Source organism: Streptomyces sp. NBC_00358 (genome assembly GCF_036099295.1).
Lineage (GTDB): Bacteria > Actinomycetota > Actinomycetes > Streptomycetales > Streptomycetaceae > Streptomyces.
This window is the reverse complement of record NZ_CP107976.1, coordinates 4,942,522-4,968,787: the sequence shown is the minus strand read 5'-3', so window position 1 is coordinate 4,968,787 and position 26,266 is coordinate 4,942,522. Positions and strand designations below refer to the sequence as shown.

21 protein-coding genes and 3 tRNA genes are annotated in these 26,266 nt (G+C 71.2%); 10 read left to right on the top strand and 14 right to left on the bottom strand.

Going from position 1 to position 26,266, the window contains the following annotated elements; translation table 11 throughout:
• Positions 1-69 precede the first annotated feature (69 nt).
• Both bldC and OHT01_RS21035 read right to left on the bottom strand, forming a co-directional pair.
• Positions 70-276, bottom strand: a complete 207-nt coding sequence (gene bldC / locus OHT01_RS21040; RefSeq protein WP_003949541.1) for a developmental transcriptional regulator BldC — start codon at positions 274-276, stop codon at positions 70-72.
• A gap of 623 nt (positions 277-899) precedes the next feature.
• Entirely contained in the window at positions 900-1,748 is an 849-nt protein-coding gene (locus OHT01_RS21035) for a hypothetical protein (RefSeq protein ID WP_328554670.1), read from the bottom strand.
• Between the two features lie 222 nt (positions 1,749-1,970).
• Between OHT01_RS21035 and OHT01_RS21030 the strand changes: the two genes are divergently transcribed.
• Positions 1,971-3,065 (top strand): Leu/Phe/Val dehydrogenase, encoded by a 1,095-nt coding sequence (locus OHT01_RS21030; protein WP_328554669.1) that lies wholly within the window; start codon positions 1,971-1,973, stop codon positions 3,063-3,065.
• Between the two features lie 301 nt (positions 3,066-3,366).
• Positions 3,367-3,621 carry a DUF3073 domain-containing protein gene (locus OHT01_RS21025; protein ID WP_037615441.1) on the top strand — a complete coding sequence of 85 codons (255 nt, stop codon included), beginning with the start codon at positions 3,367-3,369 and terminating at the stop codon, positions 3,619-3,621.
• Positions 3,622-3,824: 203 nt separating this feature from the next.
• Here the strand turns inward: OHT01_RS21025 and purM are convergent, their stop codons facing one another.
• From purM to purS, 7 genes are all read right to left on the bottom strand, one after another.
• Complete coding sequence (gene purM / locus OHT01_RS21020; RefSeq protein WP_405916677.1) at positions 3,825-4,925, bottom strand: phosphoribosylformylglycinamidine cyclo-ligase; 1,101 nt, start codon at positions 4,923-4,925, stop codon at positions 3,825-3,827.
• Positions 4,926-4,966: 41 nt separating this feature from the next.
• On the bottom strand, positions 4,967-6,493 hold the full coding sequence (gene purF / locus OHT01_RS21015; RefSeq protein WP_328554667.1) for an amidophosphoribosyltransferase: 1,527 nt from the start codon (positions 6,491-6,493) through the stop codon (positions 4,967-4,969).
• 61 nt (positions 6,494-6,554) lie between these two features.
• Positions 6,555-7,346 (bottom strand): META domain-containing protein, encoded by a 792-nt coding sequence (locus OHT01_RS21010; RefSeq protein ID WP_328554666.1) that lies wholly within the window; start codon positions 7,344-7,346, stop codon positions 6,555-6,557.
• A 150-nt stretch (positions 7,347-7,496) separates the two neighbouring features.
• The gene (locus OHT01_RS21005; protein ID WP_328554665.1) at positions 7,497-8,294 is read right to left on the bottom strand and encodes a maleylpyruvate isomerase family mycothiol-dependent enzyme; all 798 of its coding nucleotides are present in this window, start codon (positions 8,292-8,294) and stop codon (positions 7,497-7,499) included.
• 475 nt (positions 8,295-8,769) lie between these two features.
• The gene (gene purL / locus OHT01_RS21000) at positions 8,770-11,043 is read right to left on the bottom strand and encodes a phosphoribosylformylglycinamidine synthase subunit PurL (RefSeq protein ID WP_328554664.1); all 2,274 of its coding nucleotides are present in this window, start codon (positions 11,041-11,043) and stop codon (positions 8,770-8,772) included.
• Complete coding sequence (gene purQ, locus OHT01_RS20995) at positions 11,040-11,744, bottom strand: phosphoribosylformylglycinamidine synthase subunit PurQ (protein WP_328554663.1); 705 nt, start codon at positions 11,742-11,744, stop codon at positions 11,040-11,042. Before purQ ends, purL begins: the two co-directional genes overlap by 4 nt.
• A complete protein-coding gene (gene purS / locus OHT01_RS20990) occupies positions 11,741-12,004 on the bottom strand; it encodes a phosphoribosylformylglycinamidine synthase subunit PurS (protein WP_005482678.1) in 264 nt (87 codons plus the stop codon). The genes purQ and purS overlap by 4 nt, the downstream gene beginning before the upstream one ends.
• A gap of 361 nt (positions 12,005-12,365) precedes the next feature.
• Between purS and OHT01_RS20985 the strand changes: the two genes are divergently transcribed.
• The 8 genes from OHT01_RS20985 to OHT01_RS20950 all read left to right on the top strand — a co-directional run bounded on the left by OHT01_RS20985 (position 12,366) and on the right by OHT01_RS20950 (position 17,400).
• A complete protein-coding gene (locus OHT01_RS20985; protein ID WP_328554662.1) occupies positions 12,366-12,683 on the top strand; it encodes a histone-like nucleoid-structuring protein Lsr2 in 318 nt (105 codons plus the stop codon).
• A 182-nt stretch (positions 12,684-12,865) separates the two neighbouring features.
• Positions 12,866-12,937, top strand: a tRNA-Gly gene (locus OHT01_RS20980).
• A gap of 118 nt (positions 12,938-13,055) precedes the next feature.
• A tRNA-Gly gene (locus OHT01_RS20975) sits at positions 13,056-13,131 on the top strand.
• A 149-nt stretch (positions 13,132-13,280) separates the two neighbouring features.
• Positions 13,281-14,333 carry an ABC transporter ATP-binding protein gene (locus OHT01_RS20970; RefSeq protein ID WP_328554661.1) on the top strand — a complete coding sequence of 351 codons (1,053 nt, stop codon included), beginning with the start codon at positions 13,281-13,283 and terminating at the stop codon, positions 14,331-14,333.
• The gene (locus OHT01_RS20965) at positions 14,330-15,133 is read left to right on the top strand and encodes an ABC transporter permease (protein WP_328554660.1); all 804 of its coding nucleotides are present in this window, start codon (positions 14,330-14,332) and stop codon (positions 15,131-15,133) included. Before OHT01_RS20970 ends, OHT01_RS20965 begins: the two co-directional genes overlap by 4 nt.
• Before the next feature lie 37 nt (positions 15,134-15,170).
• Complete coding sequence (locus tag OHT01_RS20960) at positions 15,171-16,616, top strand: sensor histidine kinase (RefSeq protein ID WP_328554659.1); 1,446 nt, start codon at positions 15,171-15,173, stop codon at positions 16,614-16,616.
• Complete coding sequence (locus OHT01_RS20955) at positions 16,613-17,302, top strand: response regulator (RefSeq protein WP_443043420.1); 690 nt, start codon at positions 16,613-16,615, stop codon at positions 17,300-17,302. The genes OHT01_RS20960 and OHT01_RS20955 overlap by 4 nt, the downstream gene beginning before the upstream one ends.
• Before the next feature lie 22 nt (positions 17,303-17,324).
• Positions 17,325-17,400: transfer RNA gene (locus OHT01_RS20950), tRNA-Gly, on the top strand.
• 121 nt (positions 17,401-17,521) lie between these two features.
• Here the strand turns inward: OHT01_RS20950 and OHT01_RS20945 are convergent.
• The 5 genes from OHT01_RS20945 to OHT01_RS20925 form a co-directional block, all read right to left on the bottom strand.
• Positions 17,522-18,421, bottom strand: a complete 900-nt coding sequence (locus OHT01_RS20945) for a phosphoribosylaminoimidazolesuccinocarboxamide synthase (protein ID WP_328554658.1) — start codon at positions 18,419-18,421, stop codon at positions 17,522-17,524.
• 144 nt (positions 18,422-18,565) lie between these two features.
• Positions 18,566-20,089, bottom strand: coding sequence for a N,N-dimethylformamidase beta subunit family domain-containing protein (locus OHT01_RS20940; protein ID WP_328554657.1), 1,524 nt, complete (start codon positions 20,087-20,089; stop codon positions 18,566-18,568).
• A 184-nt stretch (positions 20,090-20,273) separates the two neighbouring features.
• The gene (locus OHT01_RS20935) at positions 20,274-22,121 is read right to left on the bottom strand and encodes a hypothetical protein (protein ID WP_328558198.1); all 1,848 of its coding nucleotides are present in this window, start codon (positions 22,119-22,121) and stop codon (positions 20,274-20,276) included.
• A gap of 366 nt (positions 22,122-22,487) precedes the next feature.
• Positions 22,488-23,750: a phosphoribosylamine--glycine ligase gene (gene purD / locus OHT01_RS20930; RefSeq protein WP_328554656.1), complete on the bottom strand. Its 1,263-nt coding sequence runs from the start codon at positions 23,748-23,750 to the stop codon at positions 22,488-22,490.
• A gap of 133 nt (positions 23,751-23,883) precedes the next feature.
• Positions 23,884-26,244 (bottom strand): DNA polymerase III subunit gamma and tau, encoded by a 2,361-nt coding sequence (locus OHT01_RS20925; RefSeq protein WP_328554655.1) that lies wholly within the window; start codon positions 26,242-26,244, stop codon positions 23,884-23,886.
• Positions 26,245-26,266: the final 22 nt, after the last annotated feature.

Below are 26,266 nucleotides of genomic sequence, written 5' to 3'. Positions count from 1 at the left end.
GCTTGGAGCTGTGGTGTGGACGCCTCGACGGATTGGGGGATCCGTTGAATTGTCCGGTTATGCGATGGTTCAGGCTTCGCTGCGCTGCTGCGGGATACCCGCGAGCAGTGCGCGGACCTCAGCCTCGCGGTAGCGGCGGTGCCCGCCGAGCGTGCGGATGGATGTGAGCTTGCCGGCCTTCGCCCACCGCGTGACCGTCTTGGGGTCGACGCGGAACATCGTGGCGACCTCAGCCGGGGTCAGCAGCGGCTCGGCATCAGGGGTGCGAGCGGTCATGAGCGGCCTCCTCGGGAGAACCGAACCTTCTCGGTTCTTTCCTCTAAATTCTGCACCTTGACCCGCGTTGCCCGAAATGGCGGACGCGAGTCGAGTCGGTTATAGGACGAACGGCTTGTCCTCGGCACTACAACTACACCATCCGTCCAGCCGCGTCGGCCAAACCGATGGAATTGCCCTCCCAGGTGTTCATCAGCGACGGAAGCCGATGGACCATGCCATAGCGGACAGTCACGCCACTGTGACGATCAGTCACAGGGCGATCAGGAGTCACCAGACCCCCCAAAGCGTGCAATGCCGAGATTCCCCCCCAAACGTGGGCGGAGGGAGCCCTCCCCCGGGCTCCTTGTCCTATTTTGACACGAGGAGGGGCAAGCGATGCAAGAGCCGGGTAAGTGCCGTCCGTCACGCTTGACACCCGTTGACGTATAAGCCCGGATCGGGACCTACGTCCTGGAGTGAGGGTTCTTCAGCGTGTCAGGACCATACGCGAGTTCGACCCGGAACCTGTGAGAAGCAGATCACACCGAACAGGGAACTCAGCACCCACTCCCGCCCCGACCGGACCGGGGCGGACGACGGGTGCCACCCGGGCAGGCGGCCCGGCCCGCCGGAACCTCGCGTCAGTTCGACGAACGCCGGTCCCTGACGGACCGCCAGCGCTCCACCAGCCGGCCGTACGCCTCGCCCGCCGCCGCCCCGTCCCCGGTGCGCAGCGCCTCGATGCCCTCGGCGACGTCCGCGGCGGAGTGGTCGTCCTCCAGATGGCCGGCCGGCAGCGTGTGCACGAGCCCGCCGTAGTCCAGCTCGACCAGCGAGCGCGGATGGAACTCCTCCAGCCAGCGCCCCACGTCCACCAGGCCCTCGATGAGCGGCCCTTCGTCCAGCGCGTCCCTGAGCGTCCGCAGGGCCCGCGCGGTGCGCCGCCGCGCCTGCACCATCGGCGTCCGGTAGCGCAGCAGCGGCGCGGCCCCGCCGGGGCCCGTCCCCTTCTCGTACTCCCGCTCCTCGTCGGTGACGAGGACGAACCAGTTCAGCGGCACCTGCCAGGTCGAGGTGCGGATCCACGGGCGGGCGTCGGGGTTGCGCAGCAGCCAGCGCTCGTAGTCCAGCGCGGCCTGACGGCGCACCAGCGGCGGCAGCACCGCGTCCAGGACGGCCGCCGGAAGCTCCTCGCCCAGTTCGTCCAGGGCCTGCCAGCCGCGCAGCCGGGTGCGCCAGGGACACACGCACACCACCCCGTCGATCTCGGCCACGAACGCCTCGCCGCTCTCGTGCACCGGCACGGGGACCGGCGGGGTGGGCAGCAGATCGGCCAGCGAACGGCGCAGTTCGTCCTGGTAGGAGGGGCGCTCGGCGCGCCGGGCGTAGCGCGTCCAGTGGGCGCGCTCCGACTCGGGGAACGCGGCCAGTGGCTCGTACACCCGCAGATACGACGTGTACGGGACGATCACCGCGGACACCTTGGGCACGCCTGCTCTCCTCCCCCGTCGACCACCGGGAAAACCAGCGAAAACCGATCACAGCCTGAAGAGAAATCTATGCAAATCGAACCATGGCCGTACCCCGCCCGCGGGTGATCCCGACCACTGCGCCGAGGGCGGGTCGGCGCAGGCTCTAGTCTCATTCCCACGGAGCCCGCCATCCGCACGGGCCCCCACCCAACCGCCGCTTTTTACCTGGGAGTCACCACAGTGACCGACGTAACCGGCGCGCCTGCTGATGTACTGCACACCCTGTTCCACTCGGATCAGGGGGGTCATGAGCAAGTCGTGCTCTGCCAGGACCGCGCCAGCGGCCTCAAGGCCGTGATCGCCCTCCACTCCACCGCCCTGGGCCCCGCCCTCGGCGGTACGCGCTTCTACCCGTACGCGAGCGAGCAGGAGGCCGTCGCCGACGCCCTCAACCTCGCGCGCGGGATGTCGTACAAGAACGCCATGGCCGGACTCGACCACGGCGGCGGCAAGGCCGTCATCATCGGCGACCCCGAGCAGATCAAGTCCGAGGAGCTGCTCCTCGCGTACGGCCGGTTCGTCGCCTCGCTCGGCGGCCGGTACGTCACCGCGTGCGACGTCGGCACCTATGTCGCCGACATGGACGTCGTGGCGCGCGAGTGCCGGTGGACGACCGGCCGCTCCCCCGAGAACGGTGGCGCGGGCGACTCGTCGGTGCTGACCGCCTTCGGTGTCTTCCAGGGCATGCGGGCCTCGGCCCAGCACCTGTGGGGCGACCCGACGCTGCGCGGCCGCAAGGTCGGCGTCGCCGGCGTCGGCAAGGTGGGCCACCACCTGGTCGACCACCTGCGCGAGGACGGCGCCGAGGTCGTGATCACGGACGTACGGGCCGACTCCGTGCGGCGGATCCTGGACCGGCACCCCTCCGGTGTCACGGCCGTCGCGGACACCGAGGCGCTCATCCGTACCGAGGGCCTCGACATCTACGCGCCGTGCGCGCTGGGCGGGGCGCTCAACGACAGCTCCGTGCCCGCGCTGACGGCCCGGATCGTGTGTGGTGCCGCCAACAACCAGCTGGCGCACCCGGGCGTGGAGAAGGATCTCGCGGACCGCGGCATCCTGTACGCCCCCGACTACGTGGTGAACGCGGGCGGTGTCATCCAGGTCGCCGACGAGCTGCACGGCTTCGACTTCGACCGGTGCAAGGCGAAGGCCGCGAGGATCTTCGACACCACGCTGGCCATATTCGCACGTGCGAAGCAGGACGGGATTCCGCCGGCCGCGGCGGCCGACCGGATCGCCGAGCAGCGGATGGCGGAGGCACGTCGTCGCTGACCCCTTCAGGGGCCATTGACGCTTGTCAGGGACCCGTCGGCGGCCGGTTGGGAGACAACTCTCACGTCCGTCGGCGGGTCGTACGCCAATAAGAGGTTAAAATCGCGGTTGACCAGCGAGGACAGGGCACCTCGCGGGTTCTGGGTGAAGGCGCGTGCTGCGGGCGACGTACCGTATGGGCGCGGGCTCAGGTACCGTGGAAGCCCTACGGACCGGTCTCTCCACGGAGAGTCCGTTCCAGATCATGAACGCGTGTCAAGACTCTGGGGCCGTCGAGCCCCGTATCCGAGGGGGTCGAGCCATGGGGCGCGGCCGGGCAAAGGCCAAGCAGACGAAGGTCGCCCGCCAGCTGAAGTACAGCAGCGGCGGGACTGACCTCTCGCGTCTGGCCAATGAGCTGGGCGCTTCGACTTCGAGCCAGCCGCCGAATGGCGAGCCGTTCGAGGACGACGACGAGGAAGACGACCCGTACGCACAGTACGCGGATCTCTATAACGACGACGACGAGGACGAGGACGACCAGTCCGGTCCGCAGTCGCAACGTCGCGGCGCTTGACGCAACAGCGTCCCTCGCAGTTTCCGCGATCTCTTCTTCGTAGCGGATCTCCTGGCGTGGGTTCCTGGTAGATCCCGCCTGGCGGATTTCTCGTAGCGACAGCACCTCACCCGGTCCGGGGCCTCAGCGCCGGACCGGGTTTCGTGCTGCTTCGGGGGCTTGGACCGGCCCGATCGCCGGCTTCGGCCCCCGTAGCCCCTGCTTCAGCTCGCGTAGTCGCCGATGAGCGCCGCGCCCGTGGTGTGGTCCCCGCGCTCGGTGATCTCACCGGCGATCCAGGCGTCCACTCCGCGGTCCGCGAGGACGGCGAGGGCGGTCTCGGCGGACTCCTCGGGCACGATCGCCATCATGCCGACGCCCATGTTCAGCGTCTTCTCCAGCTCCAGGCGCTCGACACCGCCGGTCCTGCCGACCAGGTCGAAGACCGGCGCCGGGGTCCAGGTCTCGCGGTCGACCACGGCGTGCAGCCCGTCTGGGATCACCCGCGCCAGGTTGGCCGCCAGACCGCCGCCGGTGATGTGGCTGAAGGCGTGCACCTGGGTGCTCTTCGTCAGCGTCAGGCAGTCCAGCGAGTAGATCTTGGTGGGCTCCAGGAGCTCCTCGCCGAGCGTGCGGCCGAACTCCTCGATGTGCTGGTCCAGGCGCAGGTTCGCCCGGTCGAAGAGGACGTGCCGGACGAGCGAGTACCCGTTCGAGTGAAGACCGGAGGCCGCCATGGCGATCACCGCGTCACCCGTACGGATGCGATCCGGGCCGAGCAGCTCGTCGGCCTCGACCACGCCCGTACCGGCGCCGGCGACGTCGAAGTCGTCCGGACCGAGCAGACCCGGGTGTTCGGCCGTCTCGCCGCCCACCAGGGCACAGCCGGCCAGGACACAGCCCTCGGCGATGCCCTTCACGATGGCCGCCACCCGCTCCGGGTGAACTTTGCCCACACAGATGTAGTCGGTCATGAAGAGCGGCTCGGCGCCGCACACCACGATGTCGTCCATGACCATCGCGACGAGGTCGTGGCCGATGGTGTCGTACACGCCCAGTTGCCGGGCGATGTCGACCTTGGTGCCCACACCGTCGGTGGCGGAGGCGAGCAGCGGGCGCTCGAACCGCTTGAGGGCGGAGGCGTCGAAGAGGCCGGCGAAACCGCCGAGGCCGCCGAGGACCTCGGGGCGCTGCGTCTTCTTCACCCACTCCTTCATCAGCTCTACGGCGCGGTCGCCCGCCTCGATGTCGACTCCGGCAGCCGCGTAGGACGCGCCGGAGGCACTGCCCGTCGCCGCAGGGGACTGATCAGACACAGAAGACATTGCCTGGGATCTTTCGGTTGGTGAAACGGGGCTCTGCGGCGCTACGGGCGACGGATGGCGTCAGCCGCGGCCGTGGCTGCGGGACCCGCGGCCAGCTCGGTCTCCAGGAGCTGCTTGCCGAGCAGTTCGGGGTCGGGAAGCTCCATCGGGTACTCGCCGTCGAAGCAGGCGCGGCACAGATTCGGCTTGTCGATCGTCGTGGCCTCGATCATCCCGTCGAGGGAGATGTACGAGAGGGAGTCGGCGCCGAGCGAGGTGCCGATCTCCTCGATGGTCATGCCGTTCGCGATCAGCTCCGCGCGGGTGGCGAAGTCGATGCCGAAGAAGCAGGGCCACTTCACGGGCGGGGAGGAGATCCGGATGTGGACCTCGGCCGCACCGGCCTCGCGCAGCATCCGGACCAGGGCGCGCTGGGTGTTGCCGCGCACGATCGAGTCGTCGACGACGACCAGGCGCTTGCCCTTGATGACTTCCTTGAGCGGATTCAGCTTCAGGCGGATTCCGAGCTGGCGGATCGTCTGCGAGGGCTGGATGAAGGTCCGGCCGACATACGCGTTCTTGACCAGGCCGGCGCCGAACGGGATGCCGGAGGCCTCCGCGTAACCGATCGCGGCGGGCGTCCCGGACTCCGGGGTCGCTATCACCAGGTCGGCCTCCACAGGGGCTTCCTTGGCGAGCTTGCGGCCCATCTCGACGCGCGAGAGGTACACGTTCCGACCGGCGATGTCCGTGTCGGGGCGGGCCAGATAGACGTACTCGAAGATGCAGCCCTTGGGCTTCGCTTCCGCGAATCGCGAGCTCCGCAGACCGTTCTCGTCGATGGCGACGAACTCGCCCGGCTCGATCTCGCGCACATAGCTGGCGCCGCAGATGTCGAGGGCGGCGGACTCGGAGGCGACCACCCAGCCGCGCTCCAGGCGGCCGAGGACCAGCGGGCGGATGCCCTGCGGGTCACGGGCGGCGTAGAGGGTGTGCTCGTTCATGAAGACGAGCGAGAAGGCGCCCATGACCTGCGGGAGGACCTTGGAGGAGGCCTCCTCTATGGTCAGCGGCTTGCCGTCGTCGTCGACCTGGGCCGCGAGGAGCGCGGTGAGCAGGTCGGTGTCGTTGGTGGCCGCCACCCGGGTGGTGCGGCCCTCCTGCTTGGGCAGTTCCGCGACCATCTCGGCGAGCTGCGCCGTGTTGACCAGGTTGCCGTTGTGGCCGAGCGCGATGGAGCCGTGCGCGGTGGCACGGAACGTCGGCTGGGCGTTCTCCCACACGGAGGCGCCGGTGGTCGAGTAGCGGGCGTGACCGACCGCGATATGACCCTGGAGCGAACCGAGCGAGGTCTCGTCGAAGACCTGGGACACGAGGCCCATGTCCTTGAAGACGAGGATCTGGGAGCCGTTGCTGACCGCGATTCCCGCGGATTCCTGACCCCGATGCTGGAGGGCGTAGAGCCCGAAGTAAGTGAGCTTGGCGACCTCTTCGCCCGGAGCCCAGACACCGAAGACGCCACAAGCGTCCTGGGGGCCTTTCTCACCGGGGAGCAGATCATGATTGAGTCGACCGTCACCACGTGGCACGGCACCGAGTGTAGGCGAGATCGACCACTGGTCCGAATTGGGGACAGCGGGCCTCAGTTGATCACTCCTCGGCCACCGCAGTGACGACAGTGCCGTTCTCGCTGGTCAGCGCGATGCCGCGATGATCCAACGCGTAGGCGACCCTGCCGTCGAAGAGCTCCAGCAGCGTCTTCTCGGTCCTCATGAGTGAGTCTTGGCACATCATGCGGGTGGTCCTGGCCGGACCGAGGGTGATATGTCCGTCCTCGACGGTGGCCTGGGCGGTCGCGTGGTTGCAGCCGAGCCTGGCGACGAAAGTGCCGTCCGGGCGGAGCACGAAGTACGCGTTCGCGCCCTTCGGCAGCGGCTGGGAGACGTTCGTGTCACCCAGTGCCGTGACCGTCCACCTGGTCCCCCGCAGGGGTGCGTCCTTCTCCTTCGTGAGGCCGATCCGGTCCCCGCCGTCGGCGGTGAGCGTCAGCCGGTCGCCGTCGGCCTTCGCCGTGAGGGCGCCCTTGTCCGCGAACGTGCGTCCCAGGCTCCGCTCGAAGCTCGTCGGACCTTTCGCGCAGGCCATCTCGGTCGTCCGGATCCCGCCGAACTCGACCCGGTCGCCCTTGACCGTCGCCTTCGCTCCGAAGCCGTTGCAGCCGAGGTTGCCGCTGACACGACCGTCGTCCCCGATCCTCAGATACGCGGTGGAGGGCGCCCCCGCGGTCTTCCCGTCCACGGTGAGGCTGTCGACCGTCCAGTGGACACCGGTCACGGTCGCCGGTTCGACCCCGTCGGAACCGCCCCCCGCCGTCTGCGTGCCGCACGCGGCGGCGAGCGGAAGCAGAACCAGGACACCGAGGGTCATTCGCTGCTTGTCCATGCGGATGGGACGGGAGGGGTGGGGGACCGGTTCCCCGCGGAGGCCGGGATCCCCTCCCGGAGGCCGGGGCAGGTGACCGGCCGCGGGCCCGTACGCGAGTGCGGATTCGAGCCGGGCGGATCGGCCTGGGCGGAGCGGGGCCGGATGGGTTCAGCCCATCAGGGGCAGCAGGTCGCCGAGGTCGGCGCGCTCGCCACTGGCGCTCACCTTCGCGTCGTCCAGGGCCGCCTTCCAGTCCGTACGACCCGTCGCGAGCCGGATCCAGGTCAGCGGGTCCGTCTCCACCACGTTCGGGGGAGTGCCTCGGGTGTGCCGGGGCCCCTCCACGCACTGCACGACGGCGTACGGCGGGATCCGCACCTCCGTGGACGCGCCGGGCGCCTTCACGGCGATCGCGTCGGCGAGCAAGCGGGTGCAGGCGGCGAGGGCCTGCCGGTCGTACGGGATGTCGAGGCCCGGCACCGCGCGGTTCAGGTCGTCGGTGTGGACGACGAGTTCGACGGTCCGGGTGACGAGGTGGTCGGCCAGCGTCATGGCGCCGGTCCGGGTGGCGAGGAGCCGGCCGTCCGGGGCCGTGGCCAGGTGCTCGGTGATCCGCTGCTCGGTGCGGGCGTACAGCGCGTCGAGGTCCGGGTTCCGCTCCGCGAGTTCGCGGCTGTCGGCGTCGATGTCCCCGGCCCGCGCGGCGGTGGCGAACGGCCAGTCGAGCAGCGCGAGTTCCCTGGCCGCGGGCTCCGGCCGGCCGAGGTTGCGGCTCACGGACTCGACGGCCATGGCGAGGTGCGCGGCCAGCTCCCGCACGGTCCAGTCCCCGAGCTGGGCGGGCCGCGCCAACTGCTCCTCGTTCAGGGCGTGCACCCCGTCCCGTACGTTCCCGAACTGCGCGAGGACCGCGGCGCGGATCTTGGCGGGGTCGTAGGTGCGGGCGCGCTTCTTGACCGGGGGCATGGCCGGGAGCCTATGCCTTGACGGCATGGCCGTTCAGGCGCCGGGGCGGGCCGGGCACCGGAGCGTGACGCTTCGCGCCGAAGTGGGACACCTGGCAGCGGCCGCCTGCGGGCGGGGACGTGCCACGAGCCGGCACCCGTGCTCGTCCCTCTGCGCGTCGTGGACCAGAGCACCGGTCCGGGCTGGACCGAGTCCTGCACGAACCCGGTGGGCGGGGGCGGTCACCCGTGAGCGTGAACGGCGGCGGAAGCCACCCGACACCGCCGGACGCGGACAACACTGGCCTGTGCCTCGAGACCGTCACGTAGTTCGGCGAGAAGGTGTTCCTCCCCGACCCGATCGGCATCGAAATCGACACGGAGATCCTCAAAAGCTACGTCCGATGAACCGAGAAGCCCCCGTCCGGATCCACATCCGGGCGGGGGCTTCGCCGTACGAGTCGTAGAGCCGTACAAGCCGGTAGGGGCTGAAACGACTACGCCAGCAGCGCCGGGATCGTCGCCTCGTGGGCCGTGCGCAGCTCGGTCAGGGAGAGCGCGAACTCGCCCTGGACCTCGACCACGGCGGCCTCGGACTCGGTGCCGTCGACGACACCGATACGGGTGACGGGCAGACCCCGCGCACCGCACATGTCGTTGAAGCGGAGCTCCTCCGAGCGCGGGACGGCGACGACCGCGCGGCCCGCCGACTCCGAGAAGAGGAACGTGAACGCGTCGAGACCGTCGGGGACGATCAGGCGCGCGCCCTTGCGGCCCTGCAGCGCCGACTCGACCACGGCCTGGACCAGACCGCCGTCGGACAGGTCGTGCGCGGAGTCGATCATGCCGTCGCGGGAGGCAGAGATGAGGATCTCGGCGAGCAGCCGCTCGCGCTCCAGGTCGACCTTCGGCGGCAGACCGCCGAGGTGGTCGTGGACGACCTGCGACCAGGCCGAGCCGCCGAACTCCTCGCGGGTGTCACCGAGCAGGTAGAGGAGCTGGCCCTCTTCCTGGAAGGCGACCGGGGTGCGGCGGGCGACGTCGTCGATGACGCCCAGCACGGCCACGACCGGAGTCGGGTGGATGGCGGCCTCACCGGTCTGGTTGTACAGCGAGACGTTGCCGCCGGTCACCGGGGTGCCCAACTGCTGGCAGGCGTCGGCCAGTCCGCGGATCGCCTCGGCGAACTGCCACATGACGGCCGGGTCCTCGGGCGAGCCGAAGTTCAGGCAGTCCGAGACGGCGAGCGGCTTGGCGCCGGTCGTCGCGACGTTGCGGTAGGCCTCGGAGAGGGCGAGCTGCGCACCGGCGTACGGGTCCAGCTTGGCGTAGCGGCCGTTGCCGTCGGTGGCGATGGCGACGCCGAGTCCGGTCTCCTCGTCGATGCGGATCATGCCCGAGTCCTCGGGCTGGGCCAGCACCGTGTTGCCCTGCACGAAGTGGTCGTACTGGGAGGTGATCCAGGACTTGGAGGCCTGGTTCGGGGAGGAGACGAGCTGCAGGACCTGGTCCTTCAGCTCCTCGCCCGTCGTCGGGCGGGGCAGCTTGCCGGCGTCGTCGGCCTGGAGCGCGTCCTGCCACTCGGGGCGGGCGTAGGGGCGCTCGTAGACCGGGCCGTCGTGCGCGACCGTGCGCGGGTCGACGTCGACGATCTTGCCGCCGTGCCAGAAGATCTCCAGCCGGTCGCCGTCGGTGACCTCACCGATGACGGTGGCGATGACGTCCCACTTGTCGCAGATCTCCAGGAACCGGTCGACCTTCTCCGGCTCGACGACCGCGCACATGCGTTCCTGCGACTCGCTCATGAGGATTTCCTCGGGAGAGAGAGTCGAGTCCCGCAGGGGTACGTCGTCCAGGGTGACGCGCATGCCGCCGGAGCCGTTGGACGCCAGCTCGCTGGTGGCGCAGGACAGTCCGGCCGCGCCGAGGTCCTGGATGCCGACGACCAGCTTCTCGGCGAAGGCCTCCAGGGTGCACTCGATGAGGAGCTTCTCCTGGAAGGGGTCGCCGACCTGGACGGCGGGACGCTTGGACGGCTTGGCGTCGTCGAAGGTCTCCGAGGCGAGGATCGACGCGCCGCCGATGCCGTCGCCGCCCGTGCGGGCCCCGTACAGGATGACCTTGTTGCCGGTGCCGGACGCCTTCGCGAGGTGGATGTCCTCGTGCCGCATGACGCCGATGGCGCCGGCGTTGACCAGCGGGTTGCCCTGGTAGCAGGCGTCGAAGACGACCTCGCCGCCGATGTTGGGCAGGCCCAGGCAGTTGCCGTAGCCGCCGATGCCCGCGACGACGCCGGGCAGGACGCGCTTGGTGTCGGGGTGGTCGGCCGCGCCGAAGCGCAGCGGGTCGACGACCGCGACCGGGCGGGCGCCCATGGCGATGATGTCGCGCACGATGCCGCCGACGCCGGTGGCCGCGCCCTGGTAGGGCTCGACGTACGACGGGTGGTTGTGCGACTCGACCTTGAAGGTGACCGCGTAGCCCTGGCCGACGTCGACGACACCGGCGTTCTCGCCGATGCCGACGAGCAGCGCGTCGGACTGCGGGGCCTTCTCGCCGAACTGGCGGAGGTGGACCTTCGAGGACTTGTAGGAGCAGTGCTCGGACCACATGACGGAGTACATGGCGAGCTCGGCGCCGGTCGGGCGGCGGCCGAGGATCTCGACGACGCGCTCGTACTCGTCCTTCTTCAGGCCCAGTTCGGCCCAGGGCAGCTCGACGTCGGGGGTCGCGGCCGCGTTCTCGACCGTGTCCAGAGGCGTGCGGCTCATGCGTTGACCAGCTTCTTGAGGATCGAGGTGAAGAAGGGGAGGCCGTCGGTGCGGCCGGAGCCGACGAGGGGCTCGACGGCGTGCTCCGGGTGCGGCATCAGACCGACGACGTTGCCCGCCGCGTTCGTGATGCCGGCGATGTCGCGCAGCGATCCGTTCGGGTTGCCGCATCCATCGGCGGCTTCGCCACGGACCACGTAACGGAACGCGACCCGGCCCTCGGCCTCCAGCATGTCGAGCGTGTGCTCGTCGGCGACGTACCGCCCGTCCATGTTCTTCAGCGGGATGTTGATCTCCTGGCCGGCCGTGTAGTCGGCGGTCCAGGCGGTGTCCGCGTTCTCCACCCGCAGCTTCTGGTCGCGGCAGATGAAGTGGAGGTGGTTGTTGCCGAGCATCGCGCCGGGGAGAAGGTGCGCCTCGGTGAGGACCTGGAAGCCGTTGCAGATACCGAGAACCGGCATTCCGGACTTCGCCTGCTCGATGACGGTCTCCATCACCGGAGAGAAGCGCGAGATGGCGCCGGCCCGGAGATAGTCGCCGTACGAGAAACCGCCGGGCAGCACCACGGCGTCGACCTGCTTGAGGTCCTTGTCCTTGTGCCAGAGGGCTACGGGTTCGGCACCCGCCAGCCGGATCGCGCGCTGCGTGTCGCGGTCGTCGAGGCTGCCGGGAAAGGTGACGACTCCAATACGAGCGGTCACTTTCCGGCCTCCGCGACTTCCTCGACCTTGACGGTGAAGTCCTCGATCACGGTGTTGGCGAGGAAGGATTCCGCCAGTTCATGGATGCGGGCGAGCGCGGCGTCGTCCACCGGTCCGTCCACTTCCAGTTCGAATCGCTTTCCCTGACGGACGTCGGAGACACCTTCGAAACCGAGGCGCGGCAGTGCACGCTGCACCGCCTGGCCCTGGGGGTCGAGGATCTCCGGCTTGAGCATGACGTCGACTACGACGCGTGCCACTGGCACTCCCGGTGTGTGGTGCTGAGCAGGTCCCTTCAGACTACCCGTACAAAATTTCTACTCGCGTAGATTCGTAGAATCCTACGTGACCCCCATCACGATCCCGCATCGACGCGGGGGCGTGCACGGAAAATCCTGGGAAAAACCGCAGAAGAGCGGCAGGACCCCATTGCCTTCGGACACGCGGGGGGATTTAGTCGGGCTTCACAATGCAATGCCGGGCACTGTACAAATGAATTGGCAATAGCCGATACTTTGCTCAATAACAGCCGGACAGTCGACATCTCACCGACAACTCCGTGACGTCCGCGCACGTCATGACCGTTGATCGCAGAGGTGTCGCACGAAGGGACCGATATTCGTGGCGCAGCGTGTCGTGGTCACTCTGTTTGACGACATCGACGGCTCGGAAGCGGCGGAAACGATCGCCTTCGGACTCGACGGCAAGTCGTACGAGATCGACCTCAATCCATCCAATGCCGAGGAACTGCGTAAGGCGCTCGAGCCCTACGTCGAGGCCGGCCGCAAGCAGTCGAAGTCCGGGAAGGCGTACACGCACACCGCGCTGACGCCCGATCCGGCCGCGGTCCGCGCCTGGGCCCGCTCCAACAAGATGGACGTGCCGCCGCGCGGCCGGATCCCCAAGCGGGTCTACGAGGCGTTCGCCGAATCGCACTGAGCCGGCGGGCTCGGGCGGGGTGCCCGACGGACCCCTCGACCGGGCCCCCGGCCCGGGTGGGACGCCCGGTGGACCCCGCCGCCGGACCCTGGAACAACCGACTTGCGCTGACCCCCATCCGATCAGCTAGAGTCTGGAACACGCCGAGGGGCCAAGCCGAAAGGCCGAAACCCGAAGGTCGTGCGGGTGTAGTTCAGTAGCAGAACATCCCCCTTCCAGGGGGAAGGCGCAGTGTGCAATTCCTGTCACCCGCTCTGCATCTCTTACCGACTCCAGTCGGGGTTCCCTCCCTGCTCCAGCTTGTCGAGAGCTTGGGGAAGGATCAGGTAAGGTGGTGCTCGCGCCGATCGGTGGAAGCCGGTCGGAGGCAATGCGGACGTAGCTCAGTTGGTAGAGCGCAACCTTGCCAAGGTTGAGGTCGCCAGTTCGAACCTGGTCGTCCGCTCCACGATGCAAAGGCCCCGGTCAACAGACCGGGGCCTTTCTCGTGTTCACGTATCGCCGGCCGCTCGCGTCCGGGTGCCGTCTGACATTTGTCATGCGGAGTGATGACAACCCGCACTGCTGCCGGGACCGGTCCGCCGGGACGCTGATTCCATGAACACGAACGAGCAGGATGACGTGATCGAGGTCACCGATCTGCGGCGCGTGTACGGGGGCGACGGAAGAGATTTCGAGGCGCTGCGCGGAATCACCTTCTCCGTGGGCCGCGGTGAGCTCTTCGCCCTCCTCGGCACCAATGGCGCGGGCAAGACGTCCACCGTCGAACTGATCGAGGGGCTCGCTCCCCCGACGGGCGGTCGCGTACGGGTTCTCGGGCACGATCCGCATACGGACCGGGCCGCCCTACGGCCCCGGATCGGCATGATGCTCCAGGAAGGCGGCTTCCCTTCCGAGCTGACGGTCGCCGAGACCACCCGGATGTGGGCGGGCTGCACCAGCGGTGCCCGGCCCACGGACCAGGCGCTGGACATGGTCGGTCTCGCGCACCGCTCCGACGTACGCGTGAAGCAGTTGTCCGGCGGCGAGAAGCGGCGCCTGGACCTGGCGCTCGCGCTCCTCGGCGACCCGGAGATCCTCTTCCTCGACGAACCCACGACCGGACTCGACGTGGAAGGCCGCCGGAACACCTGGGAGTTGGTGCGCGCGCTGCGCGACGGCGGGACCACGGTCCTGCTGACCACCCACTATCTGGAAGAGGCCGAGGTACTCGCGGACCGGCTGGCGATCCTGCACGAGGGACGGATCGCGGCCCTCGGCACTCCCGCCGAGGTGACCGCCTCCCAGCCGTCGCACGTCTCCTTCGAACTGCCCGACGGGTTCTTCCCCGGCGACCTGCCCCCGCTGCCGGAGATCGGCGTGAGCAGCCATGAGACGGCGGGCCGGATGATCACGCTCCACACCGGCGAGCTGCAACGGACGGCCACCGCGCTGCTGGTGTGGGCCGAGCGGGCGCGGGTCGAGCTGCGGGGGCTCGATGTGCGCTCGGCCTCCCTGGAGGAGTCGTTCCTGCGGATCGCCCGGGAGGCGGCGGCGCACGACGTGAACGGACCGAGGACGGCGGAACCGGCCGCGGGGGCCCGGAAGAGGCGGGCCGGGGCCCGGCGCGGGACAGCGGCAGAGACGCGGAAGAGGGGTACGGCGGCATGAGCGGTACGACAGTCACCACCGGCACCGGACGGGCGCTCACCACGGCGGCCGGCCGGACGTCAGCGCTGGCCCGCGCCGAGCTGACGCTGCTGAGCCGCACCAAGGCGACGCTCGCGGCGGCGGTGTTCGTGCCCCTGGCCATGCCGTTCATGCTCCGCTCGACCGTCGACCAGATGGATCTGAAGGGCACCGGACTCACCGTCGGCTCGATCCTGCTGCCGTCCTCCATCGGCTTCTCGCTCCTCTTCGCCGTCTACAGCTCCCTGGTGAGCGTGTACGCGGCGCGCCGCGAGGAACTCGTCCTCAAGCGGCTGCGCACCGGGGAGCTGCGGGACGTGGAGATCCTCGCGGGTGCCGCGCTGCCCTCGGTGGCGATCGGTCTCGCCCAGTGCCTGGTCCTGACCGTCGCCTACCGGGTGACGCTCGGTGTCGGGGCACCCAAGGAGCCCCAACTGGTCGTGCTGGGGCTCCTGTCGGCGCTGATCACCTGGCCGGCGCTCGCGGCCGTCACCGCGAGCTTCAGCAAGAGCGTCGAGGGTGCCCAGGTCGCGGCCACGCCCCTGACGCTGGTGTCGCTGCTCGGCTCCGGCACCGTCATCCCCCTGGAGACGCTGCCCGACAACATGGCCTCGTTCTGCGAACTGCTGCCCCTCACACCGGTGATCACCCTGATCCGCGGCGGCTGGACCGGACACCTCTCCGGCCACGACACCGCGGGCGCCCTCGCCATGGCGGTGGCCTGGGCCGTGATCGCGGTGTTTGCTGTACGACGGTGGTTCCGCTGGGAGCCGCGGCGATGACCGTGGACACGGGGTGGGCATGGACGCGGGGGTGGGCATGAGCGGGCCGTCCGGCTGGTGGCGGGGCAAGAGCACACCGGCGAAGGTCGAGACGTACACGCGGTGGTCGTTCCACTTCTTCAGCGTGATCGAGGCCGTCTCGATCGGGCTGCCCGTCTTCGGCAATGTGTCGGCGGCCCGGTCCTGGGCGCTGTTCCTGCTGGTGTGCGGTCACTCCGTGTTCTGCGCGGTGACCGCGTCACGGGCGCTGGACTGGGTGCGCGGTACCCGGCGCCGGCCCCGGCGGACGCTGATCGCGCTGGCCGTGGGCACCTGCGCGGTGGACGTCGTGGGAGCCCTCCTCGCGGGCACCCCCTGGCACCCGACGAGCGACGGCGAGTTCCTGGTGGCCTCCTCGCTCCTCGTCGGCGTCACCGCGTTCGGCGCGGGCACGATCGCCCTCGGGACGCGTGACAGGCGCCGTATGACGTATGCCGTGCTCGGAGCGGCCGCGGGCGCCGGCGCGCTCTCCGTCCCGCTCGGCTTCCCGGGCCCCGCCGCGCTGGTCACCGCCGTCCTGGTCCTGCTGACCGCCGGTTTCCTCACGTTCACCGCGGCCTTCTCCGTCTGGCTGCTCGACGCCGTCTACGAACTCGACGCGGCCCGCGAGACCCGCGCCCGGCTCGCCGTCGCCGAGGAACGGCTGCGCTTCGGCCGTGATCTGCACGACGTGATGGGCCGCAACCTCGCGGTGATCGCCCTCAAGAGCGAGCTCGCGGTGCAGCTCGCCAGGCGCGGGCGCCCCGAGGCCGTGGACCAGATGACCGAGGTACAGCGGATCGCCCAGGAGTCGCAACGGGAGGTACGGGAGGTCGTACGGGGGTACCGCGATGCCGACCTGGCCAACGAACTGGCCGGAGCCCAGGGCGTGTTGACCGCCGCCGGCATCGACTGCGCCATCACCGGCAGCGCCGCGGAGCTGCCGGCGCAGGTGCAGTCGGCGCTGGGCTGGGTCGTCCGGGAGGCCACCACGAACGTGCTGCGGCACGGGGACGCCAGAAGATGCGCGCTGACCCTGCGGGTGGCCGAGGACCGGGTGACGCTCACCGTCGAGAACGACGGGGTGCCGGAAGGCGGCGGGCCGGGCCCCGGGCCGGACGGGAACTCCGGGGAGCGGCGAGGGACCGGGCTCGTGGGGCTGCGGGAGCGGCTGGGGGTGGTGGACGGGGTGCTGCGGGCCGACGCGAGCGGCGGAATGTTCCGCCTCGCGGCCGAGGTGCCTCTGCCGGTCTCCCCCGACCGGGACGGCCCAGGAGGCGGGACCGTGGACGAGCCCGCGGACGTACACCGGGCCGACGGCGCAAACAGCGCCCAGGACAGAGGCAGGGGCAGAGGCATGGACAGCGGCACGGGCAAGGGCGGGACCGGGGGCGGCGACCCGGGCACGGAGACCGGCACGTCGTCGGCAGCCTTCCCGCACCAGGTGAGAGAGGCCAGGCCATGACGTCCGGAGCGTCCGGGGAGACCGGAGCGACCGAAGCCACCGAAGCGTCCGGGGCGAGCGGGCTGTCGGCGGCCGGGCGTCCCGTACGGCTGCTGCTCGCCGACGACGAGCATCTGATCCGGGGAGCACTGGCCGCGCTGCTCGGGCTGGAGGACGACCTGGTCGTGGTGGCCGAGGCGGCGACCGGGCCGGAGGCGCTGGCGATGGCACGGGCGCATGTGCCCGATGTCGCCGTACTGGATCTCCAGATGCCGGGGGCGGACGGTGTGAGCGTGGCCACATCCCTACGGGCCGAACTGCCGGGCTGCCAGGTGCTCATCGTGACGAGTCACGGACGGCCGGGGCATCTGAAGCGGGCGCTCGCGGCGGGTGTGCGCGGGTTCGTCCCGAAGACCGTGAGCGCGCGGCGGCTCGCGGAGATCATCCGTACCGTGCACGCGGGAAACCGTTATGTGGACCCGGAGTTGGCGGCGGACGCGATCTCCGCCGGGGACTCACCGCTGACCGCTCGCGAGGCGGAGGTGCTCGAATTCGCCGCCGACGGGGCACCCGTGGCGGAGATCGCGGAACGGGCCGCGCTGTCCCAGGGGACCGTACGGAACTATCTGTCGTCGGCCGCGTCCAAGCTGGGCGCGGAGAATCGGCATGCCGCGGTGCGTCTCGCACGGGAGCGAGGTTGGGTATAGTGGCTGTCGCGCCACGGCGCATGCGGACGTAGCTCAGTTGGTAGAGCGCAACCTTGCCAAGGTTGAGGTCGCCAGTTCGAACCTGGTCGTCCGCTCCAGTAAAGAAGCCCCCGGCCTGTGGTCGGGGGCTTCTTCGTGTGCTCCGGCCCGCTGCCGGGCCCGGCGGATGGCCGGGCCCGGTGCGAGGTCGGGGCCCGGTAGGCCGGGCCCGTGGTGAGGTCAGGTCCAGCTGACGCCGGTCAGGCGCTCGTACGCCTCGATGTACTTGGCGCGGGTGGCCGCCACGACGTGCTCGGGCAGGGCCGGCGGCGGCTGCTCGCTCCTGCGGTCCCAGCCCGACTCCGCGGAGGTCAGCCAGTCGCGGACGTACTGCTTGTCGAAGGACGGCTGGGCGTGGCCCGGCTCCCAGACGTCGGCGGGCCAGAAACGCGAGGAGTCCGGGGTCAGCACCTCGTCGGCGAGGACGAGCGTCTCGCCCTCGTAGCCGAACTCGAACTTGGTGTCCGCGAGGATGATGCCCCGGTCGCGCGCGATGTCGCGGGCACGGCCGTAGACGGCGAGGGTCGCCTGGCGCAGCTCGGCGGCGGTGTCGGCGCCGACCTGGCGGGCGACCTCCTCGTACGACACGTTCTCGTCGTGCTCGCCGACCGCGGCCTTGGTGGCCGGGGTGAAGATCGGCGCGGGGAGTTCCGAGCCGTCGACGAGACCCTCGGGGAGCGCGAGGCCGCAGACCGTGCGGGACTCGTTGTACTCGACGAGGCCCGAGCCGGTCAGATAGCCGCGGGCGACGCACTCGACGGGCGCCATCCGCAGGGACTTGCAGATCAGGGTGCGGCCGGCCCAGTCGGCCGGGGCGCCCGGCGGGAGTTCGGTGCTCAGCACGTGGTTGGGCGCCAGCTCGGCGAGCTGGTCGAACCACCACAGGGAGAGCTGGGTGAGTGTGCGGCCCTTGTCGGGGATCTCGGTGGGGAGAACCCAGTCGTAGGCGGAGATGCGGTCGCTGGCGACCATCACGAGGTCGCCCGCCTCGTTCTGGTACAGATCGCGCACCTTGCCGGTGTGCAGATGCACCAGACCCGGCACCTGAAGGGGCTCGGGCTTTTCGACGAATCCGGACACGGTTCCTCCCCGTGGTTATGTCCAACTGCCTCGATTCTCCCGTATGGGGCGAGCGGGTTCGGACAGGGGGCGCCATGTGCGGGTGCGGGTGTCCGCGCCGCGGGTGTGCCACGGGGCGCCCGGCGGGGCTTCCTCGGTCGTGTCTCAGTCGTGTTTGCAGATGCGGTCGAGGAGATTGGCGGTCGCCCGCTGGATACGGGGGTCCACGTGGCCGGGGCGGTCGAGGGCCGGGGACCACGCGAACGTCCCGGACGCGAAGACCAGCGCGCCGGACGGGGCCCGGTAGAGCGAGGTCTCCTGATGGCGCAGGACTCCCTCGCTGTCCGGGTACGGGGAGTGCGCGAGGAGGATGCGGTCCTGGTGCTCCGGCAGTGGCGTGCGCGGGAAGTAACGGTCCGCCTCACCGGCGACCATGCCCTCCACCTCGTCGCCGTCGTGCGCGCCGGTCGCCTCCCACAGCCAGTGGTCGGCGTTGCGGACGATCAGCGGCTGCGGCTCGGGGACGCGTCCCGCGTACTGGATGCCGATGAGCTGCTGCTCCGGGCGGTCGATCTCCCGCCAGAGGGCGGGCTTGCCCGGACCCCGGCGTTTCCGGCAGGTCAGCAGCCGGTCGGCGACGCCCGACGGGGAAGGGCCCAGCTCCACCTGCCAGTACATGGTGTTGGCGGAGAGGAAGACGAGCGAGGTGCCGTGCTCGCGGGCGAGTTCCGTGGTGCGGCGCATCTGCGGCGACCAGTACTCGTCGTGGCCCGGGAAGACCAGGCCCCGGTAGCGGGTGGGGTCGACGCGGCCGGCGTGCAGGTCGCGGGCGTCGGCGTAGGCGAGGTCGTAACCGTAGCGCTCGGCCCAGCGGATGAAGTCGTAGGCGTGGCCCACATGGAGGGGGAGGCCCGCGCCCGCGTAGGGGCGGTCGAACGAGACGGTCGTCGCGGCGTCGGCCTCGCCGAGCAGCCGGCCGTTCTCGTCCCACGCGTGGTAGAGGCTGGCGCCGGTGTGACCGTCCTCCGGGTACAGGTTGTACGCCTGCCAGGTGATGTCGGGGAGCAGCAGGAGCAGATCGGCGGTCTGGTGGTTGCGGACCGTGAAGGGGACGTGGGAGCGGTAGCCGTCGACGGTGGTGAGGACGGCGACGTAGGCGCCGATGCTCCAGTAGGACGGGATCTGCAGCCGCCAGGAGAGCCACCAGTGATGGCAGGAGACGGTGCGATCGGCGGTGAGCGGCGACGGCTGGACGATGCCGGAGAGCCGCGGACTCGTGGTGATCTTGCTGGCGCCGTCGCCGCCGTAGTGGCCGATGCGGTAGATGTCGACGCTGAACTCCTGCGGCGGGTCGACCGTGACGTGGAAGTCGATGGACTCGCCGGGGGCGGCGGCACCCGTGGTGGTGAAGCCCTTGATCTGGCGGTGGACGTCGTCGGCCGAGCGGGGGCCTCCGGGGCCCGTGCGGGCGCGGGTGCCGGAGCGCGGGGACGGGATCCGGGAGGCGCCGCTCGCCTGCTGGGGTGCCTGGGGCGCGTCGGTGTCCAGGTACCAGGGGACGACATGGCCCGTGTCGTCGAAATAGGTCTCGCTGCCGCGGAGCCAGGGAACGGGTCCCTGGCCGAAGGGGTCCGTGACGGCGTGCGCGAGTGCTCCCGACTCCCAGCGGCGGATCTGCTCCGATCCCATGTCCGCTCCCCTCCCTCGTCCCCCGTCGTACTGGTAAGCCCTTGCGCCGTGCGCGATCGGTCCCAGCACATCACATTACGCACGCAGTCCGTCACCGTTCGTCGCGAATTGGCGGGAGTGGAACGGACGGCTCCGGCTGGGCCGTTGTGGCCTCGGACAGTGGGGGGCGGCAGGCGGTAGGTCGTCAGACCAGGCGGACCGGTTTCTCCGGGCGGACTCCGAGATGGCGGAGCCAGTCCCGCAGGGGCGTGGGGTCCCCGGTCTCTATCAGGGTGAGGACACGGGGGCCGAGGTCGGTGGCTCGTTCACCCGCGACGAGGAGGGACGGTCCGTCCAGCCAGTCGAGTCCGGGAGCGGCCCCGGCGGTGTCCATCGCGGAGCAGCAGACCATCGCCGTGACATGGTCGGCAAGCAGCTCGCGACCGGTCCGGGGCGGCTGGAGGGGGAACAGCGGAAGCATCCGGTCGTCCCAGAGGGCGTGGTCGGGGCCCTGCTGTTCGGCACCCCCCGCGGGGCGGGGCGCCGCCGGGGCGGACGCCTCCTCGCGGGCCAGTTCCGCGGTGAGCCCGGCGGCGAGGGCGGCCGACCGCTCGTTCCCCACGGCGAGGTCGGGATCGTCGCTCTCGGCGATCCCCATCTCTCCGTACACGTCCGTGCGATGGGCCGCGAGGGCGGCGCGCGGGTCCGGATCAGGGGCGGGAGCGGCCGACCGCGCCGTGGACAGGTGGTCCATCACGCGCGCCAGAGTCGGTCCGTCCGCCTCGGGCAGCGCCGGGTCCGCGGGATGCCGGACACCGAGCGTGTCCAGCACGCGGTGCAGGCGGGCCGCGTCGGTACGCCACTTGCGGTCGACGACCTCGTCCGGATAGTCCTGCCAGTCGACCGGTGCCCAGTCGGGGCCGGCCTCGGCGGGACCGCCGTGGAAGAGCCGGGCGGCGAGCAGCGAGGCGGCCTCGTCCACCGTGCCGGGCTCTTCGAGCAGGTCGCAGGCGGGGCGCTCGCCGAGACGGGAGGTGAAGCCCTCGGCCAGGCGGTCGCGGCGGGACAGCTCGGTCAGCGCGGCGACGACGCCCACGTCCAGCCGGGAGGGCCAGCGGCCCATCCGCCAGGCGGGCAGCGCGACGCGGGTCAGCAGACGGTCCCAGCCCGCGTACGCCAGGCCCACCTGCTCCTGGGCGACGATCCGCACGCCGTAGTCCACAGCCTGTGCGCGCTCGGCCGCGGCGGCGGCCACGCCCCGCTCCATCTCGGCCGCGTGATCCCGGCAGCCGCGCAGCAGGAGACGGGTCACCCAGCCCACCCCGGCCAGGACCGTGCGGGACAGCGGGCCGCGGCCGGGTGCCGAGGCCACGGCCACGGCCGCGTCCAGGCCGCGGACGAAACGGCGGGCCGCGGCTATGTCCGGGTGCGCGGACGGGCCCGTACCGGCGACGACCGGGGCGAGGACCGCCCGCAGCTCGCCGACCCGCATCCACCACAGGAAGGGGGAACCGATGACCAGGACGGGGGCCGCGAAGGCCCGGCGGGCGCGGTTCGTCAGCACGGGGACCGGGCGGCCCCCGGGCGGGCTTCCGCGGCGGCCGTCCGCGCTCTGCGGCTCGTGCCCGCCGCCCGACGAGAACCGGCCGTGCGCCCGGTGGGTGCGGTCCTCCAGCCAGCTGTCGCAGTCCGGGGTGAGCGCTATCGCCGAGGGGGCCGGAACGTCGAGGCGGTCGGCCAGGTCACGGACCATCCGGTAGAGATCGGGGGCCGATTCCTCGGAGATCGGGACGGTGGGGCTCATCGCGGGCCTGGCGCGGGCCACGACGAGCGCGATGCCCACCGCCGCGAGCAGGACGAGAACGGCGAGGACCGTCACGATCCACCGCGCGATCTCCCAGGGCCTGCCCGTGACGCGGCCGGTGGAGCCGCCGACGAGCAGCACGACGGCCGCGGCCGCGGGCAGCAGGGCGACGGCCAGCGCCCTGCTGCGGACGCGCAGCACAGCGAGCGCCCGGGAGCGCGCTGTCTGCGCGCCCGCCTCCACACCCATACCGGTCACGACCGGACGTCACCCCCTATTGTCCGCCGGGCCCCGGCCTTGTCGCTGCCGGTGCCGACGGATGCCCTGGCGTTGGTCACTCCCCCACTGTGGCACCCGCCGCCGACATCGCAATGCCGGTGGGCCAAGTGCCGGAATGCTTTCGCCGCACCCTAGTTGGGGCCCCGGCCCTCGTCAGCCGGATACGGCATCGCTCACCCGATGGAATGGCTCTGGGGAAAGGTGGATGACGGTGGACCCTGGACGGCCCCCCGGTTCCGTACGGAGATCCGCTGATCGAGGGGGTCGGGCGCAACGCGACAAAGCCCCGGATTCCGTACGGAATCCGGGGCCCGGTGCTGCCGTGACGACCCGGGGCTATGCCTCGGCCGCTTCCGCGGCCGCCTTCGCCGCGATGTCCGTGCGGTGCTGGGAGCCGTCGAGACCGATGCGGGCGACCGCCGCGTAGGCGCGCTCGCGGGCCTCGGTGAGGCCGGATCCGGTCGCCGTGACGGACAGCACGCGACCGCCCGCGCTGACCACCGCGCCGCCCTCGTGCCGGGTGCCGGCGTGCAGGACGTACGCGTGCGGGGCGTCCTTCGCGGCCACCTCGTCGAGCCCGGTGATCGGGTCGCCGGTGCGCGGGGTGTCCGGGTAGTTGTGCGAGGCCACGACCACGGTGACCGCCGCGTTCTCGCTCCAGCGCAGCGGTTCGAGATCGGCGAGGGTGGCGTTCGCGGACGCCAGCAGGACACCGGCGAGCGGGGTCTTCAGCCGGGCGAGGACCACCTGGGTCTCGGGGTCGCCGAAGCGGGCGTTGAACTCGATGACCCGCACACCGCGGCTGGTGATCGCCAGACCGGCGTAGAGCAGTCCGGAGAACGGTGTGCCGCGGCGGCGCAGTTCGTCGACGGTCGGCTGGAGGACGCTCTCCATGACCTCCTCGACGAGCTTCGGGTCCGCCCAGGGCAGCGGCGAGTACGCGCCCATGCCGCCGGTGTTCGGGCCCTCGTCGCCGTCCAGCGCGCGCTTGAAGTCCTGGGCGGGCTGGAGCGGGACGACCGTCGTGCCGTCGGTGATCGCGAAGAGGGAGACCTCGGGGCCGTCGAGGAACTCCTCGATGACGACGCGGTCGCAGGCGTTGGCGTGCGCGCGCGCCGCTTCGAGGTCGTCGGTCACGACGACGCCCTTGCCGGCCGCCAGGCCGTCGTCCTTGACGACGTACGGCGCCCCGAAGGCGTCGAGCGCCTCCTCGACCTCCTCCGGCGTCGCGCAGACGTAGGAGCGCGCCGTGGGGACGCCGGCACCCGCCATCACGTCCTTCGCGAACGCCTTGGAGCCCTCCAGCCGCGCGGCCTCCCCGGAGGGGCCGAAGCAGGGGATGCCCGCCGCGCGCACGGCGTCGGCGACACCGGCGACCAGCGGGGCCTCCGGGCCCACGATCACCAGCTCGGCGCCGAGCTCCGTGGCCAGCGCGGCCACGGCGGCGCCGTCGAGGGCGTCGACCGCGTGCAGTTCCGCCACCTCCGCGATCCCGGCGTTCCCGGGAGCGCAGTACAGGGCGGTGACGTCGGGGTCGAGGGACAGGGAGCGGCACAGGGCGTGTTCGCGGGCGCCGCCACCGATGACAAGGACCTTCACGGGGGTCAGCCTAGCCGCCGCACGAGGGTGCCCTTGTGGGGGCTTCCGAAGCGGGCGCGGTACGGCGCTGGTGCGATCCTCCAAGAAACGGGGTGCCCGGTGTGCCGCGAGGCGGTGTCCGGACCCCCGTCCCTCACTCGTTCGAGAACTCCTCGACCACCGTGGCCCCGAGCTCGCGGACGATCAGCTCGTGGCCGGAGAGCGCGGACTCGTCCAGGTCGGGGTCGTCGTCCTCCGGGGTGTCGTCCTCCGGGGCGACCGGCGGCGGTTCGTGGGCCGGGGCCGTGGCGGACATGTTCTGGCCCTGGACACGGCCCGCGGACGGGCCGGACTGGGGGGCCGGGGGTCTCGGGGCCGGGGCGGACGGCTGCTGGGGCGCGGGGCTCCGGCCGGCCGGAGCCCCGCCGTAACCGCCTCCACCGCCGCCTCCGCCGGTGGCGCCACCGCCGTAGCCGCTGCCTCCGCCGCCGTAACCGCCCCCACCGCCGAAGCCCGAGCCCCCCGGAGCGGCCGGCGGGGCCGAACCGCCCGAGGCGTCCACGATCGCCTCGACCTTCCACTGCACGTTGAACTGCTCCGCGAGCGCCTGCCGCAGCACGTCCTCGCTGCCGCTGCTCGCGAAGTTGTCACGGGCCCCGGCGTTGATGAAGCCGATCTGCAGGGTCGTGCCGTCGAAGGCCGTGACCTGCGCGTTCTGGCTCAGCAGGATCCAGGTGAAGCGGCGGCGGTTCTTCACCGCCTCCAGGATGTTCGGCCACAGCACGCGGGGGTCGGGGCCACCCGCTGCCGGTGGCACCGCAGGGACGGGAGCCTGGGGCGCTCCGTACCCGGCGGCGGGAGGAGCCGGGGTGGCGGCGGGGACCGGGGCGGACTGCGGCGGAGCCTGTCCGCCGCCCGCGGGCGTCGCCGTGGGCCAGCCGCCGGGGCGGCGGCCGCTGCCCGCGGCCGTCGCGGTGGGCCAGGCACCGGGCGCCGCGCCCGCGGGCGCGGCGGGTGTTCCGGCCGGGGCCGCGGGCTGCTCGGGCGCCGAGGGCGCGTACCCGGGCGCGCCCGGTCCACCGGCGGGGGCAGCGCCTGTGGGGGCCGGGGCGGTCACGGCGGTCGCGGGCGCCACCGGCGCGACGGGGGCGGAGATCCTGGGTGCCACCCCCGGCGCGGCCCCGGCACCCTCACCGGCACCGTCCTGTCCCGCTCCCCGGGCCGCGGCACGGGCCGCCGCGGGGCCGCCTCCGGCAGGACCCACCGGGCCGGCGGCCTGCGGGACCGGCGCCGCGCCGTGCGCCTCGGGTCCCGGCACATAGCCCATGGCGGGCGCGGCCTGGCCACCCGAGAAGTTCACCCCGCGCTCGATGCGGTCGAGCCGGGCCATGACGGACCGCTCGTCCCCGTAGGCGGCGGGCAGCAGCACGCGCGCGCAGATCAGTTCGAGCTGGAGGCGCGGCGAGGTGGCACCGCGCATCTCCGTCAGCCCGTCGTTGACGAGGTCGGCGGCGCGGCTCAGCTCGGCGGCGCCGAACACCCCGGCCTGCGCCTGCATCCGCTCCACCACGTTGACCGGAGCGTCGATGAGCCCCTTCTCCGCCGCGTCCGGAACGGCCGCCAGGATGACCAGGTCCCGCAGCCGCTCCAGCAGGTCCGCGACGAAGCGCCGCGGGTCGTTGCCGCCTTCGATGACGGTGTCCACCACTTCGAAGGCGGCGGCGCCGTCCCCCGCCGCGAACGCCTCGACGACGGCGTCCAGCAGCGAGCCGTCGGTGTACCCGAGCAGCGAGGTCGCCATGGCGTACGTCACACCCGCGTCGGCGGCACCGGCGAGCAGCTGGTCCATCACGGACATGGAGTCACGCACGGAGCCCGCGCCCGCCCGTACGACGAGAGGAAGCACGCCGTCCGCGACGGGAATGCCCTCCTGCCCGCAGACCTCGCCCAGATATTCGCGCAGGGTCCCGGGCGGCACCAGCCGGAACGGGTAGTGGTGGGTCCGCGAGCGGATCGTCCCGATGACCTTCTCGGGCTCGGTCGTGGCGAAGATGAACTTGAGGTGCTCCGGGGGTTCCTCGACGACCTTCAGCAGCGCGTTGAAACCGGCCGGCGTGACCATGTGGGCCTCGTCGATGATGTAGATCTTGTACCGGCTGCTCGCGGGCCCGAAGAAGGCCTTTTCCCGCAGGTCACGGGCGTCGTCCACACCACCGTGCGAAGCCGCGTCGATCTCGATGACGTCGATGGAGCCCCGGCCGTTGCGGGCGAGGTCCTGGCAGGACTGACACACCCCGCACGGCGTCGGTGTGGGCCCCTGCTCACAGTTCAGACAGCGGGCCAGGATGCGCGCGCTCGTGGTCTTTCCGCACCCGCGCGGACCGCTGAACAGGTACGCGTGATTGACCCGGTTGTTCCGCAGCGCCTGCTGCAACGGGTCGGTGACATGCTCCTGCCCGATGACCTCGGCGAACGACTCCGGGCGATAGCGGCGGTACAGCGCGAGAGACGACACGTCTACGAGGTTATAGGCGCCC